This window comes from Vibrio lentus (genome assembly GCF_030409755.1).
Taxonomy (GTDB): domain Bacteria; phylum Pseudomonadota; class Gammaproteobacteria; order Enterobacterales; family Vibrionaceae; genus Vibrio; species Vibrio lentus.
Window position 1 is genome coordinate 3,357,437 of record NZ_JAUFQE010000002.1, and the last position, 13,772, is coordinate 3,371,208.

A 13,772-nucleotide genomic window follows, 5' to 3' on the forward strand; every position below is an offset into this window, starting at 1 on the left:
TCGAATCTCTCCACCCCTGCCATATTTAAGGCTCTAGCAGAAATGCTGGAGCCTTTTTGCTTTCTGAATCTAATTACACTATTGGCAGGCAGTGGATTCCCCGACTTACCAAAACAGCGCGTAAACCTTTACTCATGCCATATTTAAGGCTCTAGACTTCGCTCCCCGGTAGAAAGACTAGAGTCTTTTTGTTTTCTATCAGTCTTACATCAACTCGTACTCGTCAATTGCTTAAGTTCTATCTTGAAATATTAGTACGAAATATTTCTAAGCTTTCTTCTACGAAGTAGGTTTACACAAGCACTGTTATTTTACCTCCTCTTTTTGCTACTACATCAGTTGTTCTATCGAGAAGTTTCGGATCTAGGACGTTAGTGTGCAAAGCTTTGACTCTAATCAGAATGCTTCTTCGATCGTTGTTCTCTTTCTACACTTTATTATGCTTTCAATACTTAACTTGAACAGAAGGACATGTAGAAATACGGCTATTAAACCTAATCAGCTAAATATGGCGATGTCTCTTTACTTAATTTATTTCCGTAAATGCTTTGTGTTTCTCTTCGCTTGAGCATACTAGAACTGGTGGTTGTTTGTTGGGAGGGCTAGGTACGACAAAGAGTCATGATTGCCGATAACAATCATGACTAAAGTGATGGTCAGAGATAAGGGGGGGAACTTTTAAAGTTAAGGACGACCTTTATCGATTAGGTACAGGCACAAAAAAGGCCGCTTATACTAAGCGACCTTCGTTTATATTTTTTCGGTGTTAATCCAATTCTTTCTCAGCTTGTTTCGCTTTCTCTATCATAGGAGTAATTGTCGAACCTTGAACTAATATTGAGAACACAACAACTGCGTATGTCATAACAAGGATTATCTCTTTAACGTCGATTGACTTGTCTTCAATAACCCAAATGCCTGAAGGGATTGAAAGTGCCATTGCTAGAGCTAGACCACCACGCAAGCCACCCCAAGTTAGAATCTTAATCGACCATGGGTTGTAAGTTCTAAAACGTTTAAATCCAATATAAGACAAGAAAACACTTAGGTAGCGTGCACTTAGTACTAGAGGGACTGCGAATGCCATTAAAATCCAGTCTTCTTGGTGGAATTTGAATAGCAGCATAGACATACCAATCAATAAGAAGAGAACGCCATTTAAGAATTCGTCTATGAGTTCCCAGAAATGATCTAGGTGATCTTCACTCTCTTTTGAGAATCCGATAAAGCGAGTCCAGTTACCGATCATGATACCTGATACCACCATTGCCAATGGACCTGATACATGTAGAACTTCAGCAAACGCATAACCAGCAGTTGGGATGCCGATGGTTAATAGCAACTCCATAGAGTGGTCATCGGTGTTGCTGATTAGGTAATGGAATATTAAACCTAGAACAAAGCCATAGACGATGCCGCCAATCGCCTCTTGGACAAATAACATTGTCACACTACCAACCGTCGGAGCCTCTGTACCGAATGCAATGGTGAAGAGTGTTACGAATATAACTAAGCCAAAACCATCATTAAATAATGACTCACCTTCGATTTGAGTAGAGATTCGTCTGGGAGCATCGAGTTTTTTTACTATTGCTAACACGGCAATTGGATCGGTTGGAGAGATTAGAGAACCAAACAGTAAACAATAAATTAGATCAAATTGAATGCCGATGAACTGACAAAACCCATAGAGCACAAATCCAATAAAGAAGGTTGAAAACAGTGTTGCACCTAATGCGAGTACAGTTATTTCCCACTTTTGATCTTTTAAGTTTGGTAGCTTAATCCCCAAGCCGCCCGCGAAGAGTAAGAAACCTAATATTCCTTTCAGGAGGAAATCTTCAAAGTTGATACTAGCAACGGTCTCTGAGGCGATGTCTGCCAACTGGAACCAATTGTTTTGTCCCGCAATGATAATCAATAGAGATAGCATCATTGAGCCAGCTGTAATGGCGATGGTTGTCTGCATTTTACCAATTTTGGTATTCACGAAAGCAATAAGCATGGCTGCAGCGGACAAGAAGCATAAGGTGTAATAGACCGACATTGGGATTCCAATATGTAACAAAGTATGAAAATTAATTTTCGTTGTCTCATGCTTAAATAGCAAACACTTTTTGTCATAGCTTAGTAATCAATTTCCTTTTTTAGACGTCTAGACTCCTTTTTAATGTGTGATAGGATGGAGAGATAATTAAAGGAATGAGGCTGTACCGTGGGAAGTAATGTAAGGCAAAAGATTGAGGCTCTGTTAAAGCAACGAATTTTACTGATTGATGGTGGCATGGGTACCATGATTCAGGATTATAAATTGGAAGAGCAGGACTATCGTGGTGAGCGCTTTGCTGATTGGCATAGTGACTTAAAAGGTAACAATGACCTTTTGGTACTTACACAACCTAAGCTTATCAAAGGTATCCACACGGAGTATTTGGAAGCAGGTGCAGATATCCTTGAAACCAATACCTTTAATGCAACAACCATTGCTATGGCCGACTACGATATGGAAAGTCTTAGCGAAGAAATTAACTATGCTGCTGCTAAACTGGCTCGAGAAGCGGCAGATGAATGGACAGTGAAGACGCCAGAGAAACCTCGTTTCGTAGCGGGTGTTTTAGGTCCAACTAACCGAACTTGTTCTCTCTCCCCAGATGTTAATGATCCGGGCTATCGTAATGTGAGTTTTGATGAACTTGTAGTGGCGTATTCTGAGTCGACTCGTGCTCTTATCAAAGGCGGGTCAGACCTGATTCTTATCGAGACTATCTTCGATACACTCAACGCGAAGGCATGCTCTTTTGCCGTTGAGTCTGTCTTTGAAGAAATGGGTATCACTTTACCAGTTATGATCTCCGGTACTATCACCGATGCATCTGGTCGAACGCTTTCCGGACAAACTACGGAAGCATTCTACAACGCTCTTCGTCATGTAAAGCCAATCTCGTTCGGTTTGAACTGTGCATTAGGTCCCGATGAACTGCGCGAATATGTCGGTGAGATGTCTCGTATCTCCGAGTGTCATGTTTCTGCTCACCCTAACGCGGGTTTACCTAATGCATTTGGTGAGTATGACCTTTCTCCCGAAGATATGGCTGAACACGTTAAGGAATGGGCTGAAAGTGGCTTCTTGAACTTAATTGGTGGTTGTTGTGGTACGACGCCAGAACATATACGCCAAATGGCAGAAGCTGTTGAGGGTGTAACACCGCGCCAACTACCAGATTTACCCGTCTCTTGTCGTCTCTCTGGTTTAGAGCCATTGACGATATCCAAGGAATCTCTATTTGTTAACGTGGGTGAGAGAACTAACGTTACGGGCTCTGCTCGCTTTAAGCGCCTTATCAAAGAAGAGCTATATGATGAAGCTTTGAGTGTGGCTCGAGAGCAAGTTGAGAACGGCGCTCAAATTATCGATATAAACATGGATGAAGGGATGCTAGACGCTGAGGCGTGTATGGTTAAATTCCTTAATCTATGTGCATCTGAGCCTGAGATCTCGAAAGTGCCAGTCATGGTCGACTCTTCAAAATGGGAAGTTATTGAAGCGGGTCTGAAATGTATTCAGGGTAAAGGCATCGTCAACTCTATCTCATTGAAGGAAGGGAAAGAGAAGTTTGTCGAACAAGCTAAACTGGTTCGCCGATATGGTGCAGCCGTTATTGTGATGGCGTTCGATGAAGTTGGCCAAGCTGATACTCGAGAGCGTAAGGTTGAGATTTGTACTAATGCCTACAATATTCTGGTTGATGAAGTGGGCTTCCCACCTGAAGATATTATTTTTGACCCGAACATTTTTGCTGTGGCGACGGGTATTGATGAGCATAACAACTATGCGGTCGATTTCATTGAAGCAGTCGGAGATATCAAACGCGATCTCCCTCATGCGATGATCTCTGGTGGTGTCTCGAATGTTTCGTTCTCATTCCGAGGCAATAACTACGTTCGTGAGGCTATCCACGCAGTATTCCTATATCACTGTTTTAAAAACGGTATGGATATGGGCATCGTAAATGCTGGGCAATTAGAGATTTACGATAATGTGCCTGAGGATTTACGTGAAGCAGTTGAAGATGTGGTTCTAAACCGCCGAGATGATTCCACTGAGCGCTTGCTAGATATCGCGACTGAATATCTAGAACGTGCAGTGGGGAAAGTTGAAGATAAATCTGCTTTAGAGTGGCGTACCTGGCCAGTAGAAAAGCGCTTAGAGCATTCCTTAGTGAAAGGTATTACCGACTTTATTGTTGAAGATACCGAAGAAGCTCGTGTTAATGCCTCCCGCCCTATCGAGGTGATTGAAGGCCCGTTAATGGATGGCATGAACGTGGTTGGTGACCTCTTTGGTGAAGGTAAGATGTTCCTTCCTCAAGTAGTGAAATCTGCACGTGTTATGAAGCAAGCGGTAGCCCATCTAGAACCATTTATTAATGCAACCAAAGACGTTGGTGCGACTAACGGGAAAATCTTACTTGCGACCGTAAAAGGCGATGTTCACGATATTGGTAAAAACATTGTAGGCGTTGTCTTGCAGTGTAATAACTACGAAATTATCGATTTAGGCGTGATGGTTTCATGTGAAAAAATCCTTAAGGTCGCTAAAGAAGAGAACGTCGACATTATAGGCTTATCCGGGCTAATTACTCCTTCTCTTGATGAAATGGTACATGTGGCCAAAGAGATGGAGAGACAAGGCTTTAAACTGCCTCTTCTGATCGGTGGAGCAACCACATCTAAAGCGCATACAGCCGTTAAGATTGAACAGAACTACTCTGAACCTGTGGTCTACGTAAACAATGCTTCACGTGCGGTGGGTGTATGTACCTCATTGCTATCTAAAGAGTTGAAGCCCGCCTTTGTTGAGAAGTTGGATATTGATTACGACCGTGTGCGAGATCAGCACAATCGTAAGAAACCACGTACTAAGCCTGTTACGCTTGAGCGCGCTCGAGCTAATAAAGTGGCGATTGATTGGAGAGCTTATACGCCGCCGGCACCCGCTAAGCCTGGAGTACACATCTTCAATGATTTTGATGTTGCGACTTTACGTCAGTACATCGACTGGACTCCATTCTTTATGACATGGTCGCTAGTCGGAAAGTACCCTGCAATTCTTGATCATGAAGAAGTGGGCGAGGAAGCGAAACGCTTATTCAAAGATGCGAATGATTTATTGGATCGAGTGCAGAAAGAGAAGCTACTTGAAGCTCGTGGGATGTGTGCGATGTTCCCAGCGAACAGTGTTGGCGATGATATCGAGGTATATACCGATGAATCTCGTACTGAAGTGTTAAAGGTTTTGCACAACCTTCGTCAACAAACCGAGAAGCCAAAAGGTTTTAACTACTGTTTGTCTGATTACATTGCACCTAAAGATAGCGGCAAATCGGACTGGATTGGTGGCTTTGCGGTGACTGGTGGTATCGGTGAGCGAGAGCTTGCTGATGAATACAAAGCCAACGGTGATGACTACAACGCGATTATGATTCAGGCGGTTGCTGACCGATTGGCTGAAGCGTTCGCTGAATACTTGCATAAAGAAGTGAGAAAGGACATTTGGGGCTACTCGCCGGATGAGGATTTGTCTAACGACGATTTGATTCGAGAGAAGTACCAAGGTATTCGTCCAGCTCCGGGTTATCCTGCTTGCCCAGAACATACAGAAAAAGGCACGTTGTGGGAGTTGATGGACGTTGAAAAAGCAATCGACATGTCACTAACGACGAGTTACGCAATGTGGCCAGGTGCTTCAGTGTCTGGTATGTATTTTTCACATCCTGATGCCCGATACTTTGCGATTGCACAGATTCAACAGGATCAAGTGGACAGCTATGCCGACCGTAAAGGTTGGGACATGCTGGAAGCTGAGAAGTGGTTAGGTCCAAACATTAACTAGTACGAGCTTTGATTCGTAAAGTAAAAAAGAGAAAGGGTTGCTTAATAGCAACCCTTTTTGTGTCTGTAATTTAGTTATTTATCTGTCGATGATAAACGGACTATCTATTCAAATAACTCTTGATGAAGTTTTTGAATCGCCAACTTAGACACAGATTCATCTAGCAAGAAGCATAGGTTGTGTGGGCTTGCTCCGTAACAAATCATACGTAGGTTGAAATCTTCTAGAGTGCCGAATACCTGCTTTGCATAGCCTTTGCTTTCGCTCATGTTGTTACCAATAAGAGCAACAAGGCATAGGTCGTGTTCAATATCCACGGAACATAGTTCTTCAAGCTCAAAGCGAGCGGCTTCAGGTAACTCAGGAGCACCACCAGAGGTATCGGTTTGATCGAGAGTCAGTGAGACACTGATCTCTGAGGTAGTGATAAGATCGACAGAGATCTTATGTTTAGCCAAGATCTCGAACACTTTTGCTAGGAAGCCATAAGCATGGAACATATTAGCGCTACGTAGCGTAACCATGGTTTGGTTGCAGCGTAGGGCAAGCGCTCGAAATAGAGGGGAGCTTTCAACTTGTTGACGAATCCACGTTCCACCAAGCTCTGGCGCTTTTGATGAGCCGACAAAAACCGGGATTTGATGGCGTAGGGCAGGAACCAGAGTTGAAGGGTGTAATATCTTCGCGCCAAAGTTTGCCATCTCAGAGGCTTCGCTGAAGCTGATTTCTGGGATTGGAGAAGCTTTCGGTGCGATGCGTGGATCGGTAGTGTAGATCCCCGGAACATCAGTCCAAATTTCTAAGCCAATCGCTTGTACCGACTCCGCAATCAGTGCAGCTGAATAATCACTGCCGCCACGACCTAACGTTGTGGTGTTACCTTCGCTATCGGCACCGATAAAACCTTGGGTAACGACAACTTGTTCTTCGCAAAGTGGAATCAGTTTCTGCTGTGCAAGGGCTGCAATATCTTCCAGCTGTGGTTCTGCTTTACCGAAATCATCATTGGTACGCATCACTTCTCTGATGTCAAAACGAACCGCTGGTGTACCACGTTCGCGAATGATTTGAGCGAGGATATGTGTCGACATCAGTTCGCCACATGCGACAAGGTGGTCAGTCAGCTTTGTGCTTACTTGGAATGATGCTGCTTCGGCTGCACTCGCAATATCATCGAGAATGCTATGAACCTCTTTCTCGATAATGATAGGATCGGCTAACTGAGCAAGAATCGTATTATGAATATCGGTTAACTGTGTGACTAGTTCTTGGCGACGAGTTTTATCTTGCACACCATTCGCGAGTTCAACAAGTAGGTTAGTAACGCCTGAGCATGCGCTGCTCACGACCAGTTTCGTATTCGAGTTATTTTCAATAATGGCAGCACAACGGCTCATTGCTTCAAAGTTGGCAACACTTGTTCCACCAAACTTAGCGACATTAAAAGAACCAGCTACATTAGATGCACTCACGATATATCTCCCACGACTTCCTAAAATAAAATTACGATTGGGTAATCCAACGTCCGATGTTTTTCGAAGAGAGTATTTAGAGCAAAAAGAGAGGAATTATTAGAATAGTAACCTCAGAAGCTCCTCACCATATAGAAATGGCGACAGTTGCCGGGATTCAGCCCGCCCAACCGATAATAAAGGTCCTGCATCCTTTTATTATCTCGGCACTGCTCCCCCTTAATGTTTTGTATTGGAAATGCGGTTCCACAAAACATCTGCCTGGGCAGTGCTCCTCTTCTGCTAGATAGCCATTTCATTGAACGTGTTTGCGGTAACAATGTCAATCCGTAACTGGAGATATTTAAAAAATAATTTTAACAATTATGTGACACTGGTGTGACCTCAATACTTATGGCTAATTGCTGAGGTAATCAATTTGCTTTAGGGTGGATTGTTCACAACATTAACGTAAGGGATGTACATGTCTAATTTAACACTCACTACTGCTATTGATAGCTTTTATCCGCCGCACCGAACGTTAATGGGACCGGGGCCCTCAGACATTTCGCCTCAAGTTCTACAGGCCTTGAGCCGCCCAACCATTGGTCACCTCGATCCGTTGTTTATCGCGATGATGGATGAATTGAAACAACTTCTTAAGTATGCATTCCAAACAGAGAATGAGTTTACGATTGCCGTTTCTGCTCCAGGCAGTGCGGGTATGGAAACGTGTTTTGTTAACTTGATTGAGCCTGGCGAGAAGGTGATTGTTTGTCGCAACGGTGTTTTCGGTGAACGTATGCGAGAGAATGTTGTGCGTTGTGGTGGTGAAGCGATCCTTGTTGATGACGAGTGGGGCAAACCAGTCTCTGTGGAAAAGGTAGAAAAGGCATTGGCAGAAAACCCTGATGCTGTTGCTGTCGCATTTGTGCATGCAGAAACGTCTACTGGCGCGTTATCGGATGCTCAAGCGATTTCCGCAGTCGCTCTTCAATTTGATGCGTTGTCGATTGTGGATGCGGTGACATCATTAGGTGGTGTACCATTGTTGGTTGATGAATGGCAACTCGATGCGGTTTATTCAGGAAGTCAAAAGTGTCTATCTTGCGTTCCTGGACTGTCTCCAGTGACTTTCTCTCAACGTGCGGTTGAGAAGATGAAGGCTCGCCAAACTCCGGTACAAAGCTGGTTCCTAGATCAAAGCTTAGTACTGAGTTACTGGAGTGGAGAAGGTAAGCGTAGTTACCACCATACTGCACCCGTCAATAGCCTCTATGCTCTGCATGAGTCGTTGGTTCTATTGAAAAATGAAGGCCTAGACAATGCTTGGTCACGTCACTATGCGATGCACCAAGAACTCAAAGCTGGCGTAGAAGCTTTAGGATTAAAATTTGTGGTTGATGAAGAGAGTCGCCTACCTCAATTGAATGCGCTTTACTTCCCTGAAGGGATTGATGAAGCCAAAATAAGAACGCAGCTGTTAGAAGAATATAATCTTGAAATCGGTGCAGGCCTTGGCTCTTTAGCTGGGAAGGCTTGGCGTATTGGTTTAATGGGTTATGGCGCTCGAAAAGAGAATGTCGCTTTGTGCTTAAAAGCGTTACAAGACGTTCTAAAATAGTAGCTATAAACTGAAGTTCAAAAGAAAAGCGCACGAGAGATCGTGCGCTTTTTTGTGTCTAGGCTAAACGTCATTACAGCAAAATGATTCTAGATTCCTTGGCATCATTTAGCTGAAGAAATGTTGTTTTCTGCTTCTGATATCTTCTTATACTGAACCTTTGAAAAGTCTCGATTTGGGAACAAGAAGCTCGCTTCACTACGAATTTGTTCTGCTTTACTGTGATCGCCCAATCCTTGATACGCGAGAATCAGGTTACTGTAGAAAGCAGGTCTTGGTTTACTCTTTATGATCTCTAGCGACCAATCTATATAAGGCTGGATCAGGCTAGGATCGGCTTTGTAGAGACCGATATTTAGATAGGTACTGTACACGTCCCAATCATAGCGATCTTTCCATACTACGGGGTTCGTTACCTGCTTAAGAATGTCCGGGTTTTTCGGCTTAGACAGTTCAAATTTAGTGAGTACATAATTGGTATGTAAGGCACTCAGCATGTAAAAACTCACCAAGATAGGAACGACTAAGCTCGACACTCTAAATAGGGTTTTACTGACGATACTAAACGGCTGCTGATAGTGGCGAGAAGTCCGTTGATCGACCCAGTAAATCAAAATGATAAAGGTTATCCAGTGAATCGCCGAGTGGTAAAAAGGATACTCAAGCTGAGAATGTAAGAGTATCGGTATGAACAGCGCAAGTAGTGCTAGACGTGTTCCTTTCGCTGAGTTAGCTATGCGTGACATCACCAATACCGCAGCAATCAAGATACCGATAATTGGTACAATTCCACCTTCTACTCCCCAAAACAGGAACTCATTATGTGGGTGATCCATTGAGGGAAGGCCGGGATGATAATTTGAGTTAAGTTGATGTTGGCGAGCCGTGTATAGCGTGTATTCGGATTCGAATTTTCCGTAGCCATAACCGGTAAATGGCTTTTCGATCATCATATCGAGCGCTTGTGGGAAGGTATAGGCTCGTGGACTTTCTAAGTTTGCTTTTTTACTGGCGAAACTATCAGTTGCGCTGAGGCTGATCACCGAAAAAGCGACGACGATACCGACTACCACTGATGCGCACCATCCGTAGAAGCGTTTCTTAGTAGAGAACTTGTATAGATAAGGCAGAATGCAGACAAACCCGATTACGGCAGCCAACCATCCTGTACGTGATGCGATGATGATCAGCAAAGGTACGGTTAAGGTTGGTGTTAGGTAGAGTAAGAACGACTCGCTAATTTTGTGATTATATTTAGCTGGCTGTCTTGCTAAAAGATACGCTGAAAGCACAAAACCTGTAGCAAGAAAGCTTGCCATGACATTCGGTTGTTGGAATATCCCATAAGGTCTATTGGCCGCAGTGTTGTAACCAAATAGGTTGCCAGGTTCCAATAAGAAATATTGCACATAGCCAAAAAGTGCTTGCATAACAACAGCAAGAACAATGAACCACAACATGCGTTGTTTGTGTTTGTTACTGAATTTAAATTGCTGAAGCACCACGAACAAAGCGAAGCCCGCCCACAATCCTAGTAGTCGGCCAGATGCGGCTTGAGGAGAGGCGTTGCTGTAAAGAATGGGTAACGTCAGTATTACGCAGCTTATCAGCAAGCCAACGGTTAACTTTGAATATTTGAGTACTCGGTTAGTGGCAAGCTGGTATAAGCCAATCGCCAACGTAAAACTAAGAGCTAACCAAGTGGTCGGATTAAAGGATAAAGCAAGGCCTGAGCCGCCAGGGTTAGGCATGAAAAAATGCATGGCTAATAAGAATACAACAGCTAAAGAGGCAAGAAATGCCTTGTTAAGCGGGAGCCGAGTTCTCTGATTTTCTAGCTGGGTACCGCTAGTGTGTATTGTTGCCATAAATCCCTAACCTTATAAAAACAGAGCTTGTTCCTTCTGAAACAAGCTCTGTTACTTTAACATTTTTCTGTCTGCTCGCAGGGAGCTATTTTACACCTACTTTAAATTTAACATAGGCTTAAGGAAGCGAGCTGTGTGCGAACCTTCGACTAACGCCACATCTTCAGGTGTACCTTCTGCAACAATTTCACCGCCTCCTTGTCCACCTTCAGGGCCAAGATCTAGGATCCAGTCCGCTGTTTTGACGACGTCTAGGTTATGCTCAATCACGACAACCGTATTACCGTGATCACGTAATCTATGCAGTACCGTTAACAGTTGCTGGATATCGTGGAAATGTAGGCCTGTTGTTGGCTCATCGAGAATGTATAAGGTTTTCCCCGTGTCTCGTTTAGATAACTCTCTTGCCAACTTAACACGTTGTGCTTCACCGCCAGACAAGGTTGTTGCCGCTTGCCCAAGGCGAATGTAGGAAAGGCCAACGTCCATTAGGGTTTGCAGCTTACGAGCAATAACAGGCACTGGGTTGAAGTATTCACGAGCATCTTCCACAGTCATCTCTAGAACTTCGTCAATGGTTTTACCCTTGTAGCGGACCTCTAGAGTCTCACGGTTATAACGCTTACCTTTACACACATCACACGGAACATACACATCTGGCAAGAAATGCATCTCTACTTTGATGACACCGTCTCCCTGACACGCTTCACAGCGACCACCACGAACGTTAAAACTGAATCGACCTGGCTTGTAGCCACGAGATCGTGATTCTTGGGTACCTGCAAATAACTCACGAATTGGCGTGAAAATACCAGTGTAGGTTGCAGGGTTTGATCTAGGGGTGCGACCGATAGGGCTTTGATCAATATCGATCACTTTGTCGAAATGCTCTAAGCCTTTTATCTTTTTGTGCTGCGCTGGAACTGCGGTTGTTGCACCGTTTAATTGAGTGTGGGCAACTTTAAAGAAGGTGTCATTGATTAGTGTAGATTTACCTGACCCCGATACCCCCGTAATACAGCTGAACAAGCCTACAGGGATCGTCGCAGTGACATTCTTTAGGTTGTTCCCAGTCGCGCCAACGATCTCGACCACCTTTTTCTTGTCGATAGGCGTTCTTTGTTTTGGTATCGCAATTTCTTTGGCGCCGCTCAGGTATTGCCCAGTTAAAGAGTTCGGGTTTTCGATGATGTCTTGCATGGTGCCTTCAGCGACCACGTGACCACCGTGAACTCCCGCGCCTGGGCCGATATCGATAACATGGTCTGCACAACGAATCGCATCTTCGTCATGCTCAACAACAAGCACGGTATTTCCTAAGTCTCTTAGGTGAACCAGAGTTTGTAGTAGACGTTCATTATCACGCTGGTGGAGGCCAATCGATGGCTCATCCAGCACATACATAACACCAACTAAACCAGCACCAATTTGACTTGCTAGACGAATCCTTTGCGCTTCACCACCAGACAGTGTTTCTGCACTGCGTGATAGGTTCAGGTAATTCAAACCAACGTTCACCAAGAAACGCAGACGATCATTGATCTCTTTCATCACTTTATCGGCAATTTGCCCACGTTGGCCGCTGAGCGACAAGTTTTGGAAAAACTCTAGCGCATCAGCAATGCTGAGCTGAACGATTTCTGGCAGTGTGGTATCGCCAATAAAGACATTTCGAGCTTCTAACCTTAAGCGCGTACCATCACAGCTAGAACATGATTTCGTTGATATGTACTTGGCAAGATCTTCACGCACTGCGCTAGATTCAGTATCGCGGTAACGGCGCTCTAGCGTATTTAAAATACCTTCAAATGGATGACGCTTAACTCGGATATCACCGCGATCATTGATGTATTTGAATTCAACTTCAGTTCTACCTGAGCCCTTGAGGATGATCTCTTGAGTTTTCTTTGGTAATGAGTTGAACGGAGCATAAAGGTCAAAACCATAATGATCTGACAGAGATGTCAGCATTTGAAAATAATAATAATTTTTCTGATCCCAGCCTTTAATCGCACCTTCAGCAATACTTAGGTTCTCATCTAAAATCACTCTACTTGGGTCAAAATACTGTTGAACCCCAAGTCCATCACACGTACCACAAGCACCTGCCGGGTTATTGAATGAGAACAGGCGAGGCTCGAGTTCTTGCATGCTATAGCCACACTTTGGACAAGCGAAGTTTGCAGAGAATACGATCTCTTCTTGTTCTTTATCATCCATCCAACCGACTACGGCGATGCCACCAGAGAGCTCTAATGTTGTCTCAAACGATTCAGCTAAACGCTGTTGAAGATCTGGGCGAACCTTAAAGCGATCAACGACAACTTCAATGGTGTGCTTCTTGTGCAGTTCCAATGTGGGTGGATCGGACAAATCACAGGTCTCGCCATCAATACGGGCACGGATAAAGCCTTGAGCCGCTAGGTTCTCAAGCGTTTTAACGTGCTCACCTTTACGTTCTTTGACTATCGGAGCCAACAGCATCATCTTTGAACCAGCAGGCAGTTCTAAGACTTTATCGACCATTTGACTGATGGTTTGTGCTGCAAGAGGGGTATTGTGATCAGGACAGCGCGGTTCACCGACACGAGCATAAAGTAGTCTTAGGTAATCATAGACTTCAGTGATGGTGCCAACAGTTGAACGAGGATTGTGAGAAGTTGATTTCTGTTCGATGGAGATGGCTGGAGATAAACCTTCGATGTGGTCGACATCAGGCTTTTCCATGAGAGATAGAAATTGACGAGCGTAGGCCGACAAAGACTCAACATAACGACGTTGACCTTCTGCGTAGAGGGTATCAAACGCAAGTGACGACTTTCCTGAACCTGATAACCCGGTGATAACCGTCAGCTTATCACGAGGTATGGTTAGGTTAATGTCTTTGAGGTTATGCGTACGAGCGCCTCTAATTTCTATTTTATCCATCTCAACAG

At 44.1% G+C, this 13,772-nt stretch carries 6 protein-coding genes and 1 riboswitch; of the genes, 2 read left to right on the forward strand and 4 right to left on the reverse strand.

Annotated features, from left to right (window positions below):
* Window positions 1-766: 766 nt before the first annotated feature.
* Window positions 767-2,047 carry a cation:proton antiporter gene (locus tag QWZ07_RS23895; protein ID WP_102513575.1) on the reverse strand — a complete coding sequence of 427 codons (1,281 nt, stop codon included), beginning with the start codon at window positions 2,045-2,047 and terminating at the stop codon, window positions 767-769.
* Between the two features lie 168 nt (window positions 2,048-2,215).
* On the opposite strand from QWZ07_RS23895, the gene metH reads away from it, so the two are divergent.
* Window positions 2,216-5,893: a methionine synthase gene (gene metH / locus QWZ07_RS23900; protein ID WP_192854160.1), complete on the forward strand. Its 3,678-nt coding sequence runs from the start codon at window positions 2,216-2,218 to the stop codon at window positions 5,891-5,893.
* 104 nt (window positions 5,894-5,997) lie between these two features.
* Here metH and lysC read toward each other — a convergent pair whose 3' ends face one another.
* Window positions 5,998-7,365, reverse strand: coding sequence for a lysine-sensitive aspartokinase 3 (lysC, locus tag QWZ07_RS23905; RefSeq protein WP_192854159.1), 1,368 nt, complete (start codon window positions 7,363-7,365; stop codon window positions 5,998-6,000).
* 109 nt (window positions 7,366-7,474) lie between these two features.
* Window positions 7,475-7,652: riboswitch (Lysine riboswitch) on the reverse strand.
* Between the two features lie 176 nt (window positions 7,653-7,828).
* Here lysC and QWZ07_RS23910 point away from each other — a divergent pair.
* Window positions 7,829-8,968: a pyridoxal-phosphate-dependent aminotransferase family protein gene (locus QWZ07_RS23910; protein ID WP_192854158.1), complete on the forward strand. Its 1,140-nt coding sequence runs from the start codon at window positions 7,829-7,831 to the stop codon at window positions 8,966-8,968.
* Window positions 8,969-9,072: 104 nt separating this feature from the next.
* On the opposite strand, the gene QWZ07_RS23915 is transcribed toward QWZ07_RS23910, so the two are convergent.
* Entirely contained in the window at window positions 9,073-10,836 is a 1,764-nt protein-coding gene (locus QWZ07_RS23915) for a PglL family O-oligosaccharyltransferase (RefSeq protein WP_192854157.1), read from the reverse strand.
* A 96-nt stretch (window positions 10,837-10,932) separates the two neighbouring features.
* Entirely contained in the window at window positions 10,933-13,764 is a 2,832-nt protein-coding gene (gene uvrA / locus QWZ07_RS23920; RefSeq protein ID WP_102306657.1) for an excinuclease ABC subunit UvrA, read from the reverse strand.
* Window positions 13,765-13,772: the final 8 nt, after the last annotated feature.

Excerpts from the sequence above, each read along its gene's own strand:
- QWZ07_RS23895 (WP_102513575.1), bottom strand. The coding sequence starts at position 2,047 with ATGTCGGTCTATTACACCTTATGCTTCTTGTCCGCTGCAGCCATGCTT.
- QWZ07_RS23910 (WP_192854158.1), top strand. The coding sequence starts at position 7,829 with ATGTCTAATTTAACACTCACTACTGCTATTGATAGCTTTTATCCGCCG.
- QWZ07_RS23915 (WP_192854157.1), bottom strand. The coding sequence starts at position 10,836 with ATGGCAACAATACACACTAGCGGTACCCAGCTAGAAAATCAGAGAACT.
- uvrA (WP_102306657.1), bottom strand. The coding sequence starts at position 13,764 with ATGGATAAAATAGAAATTAGAGGCGCTCGTACGCATAACCTCAAAGAC.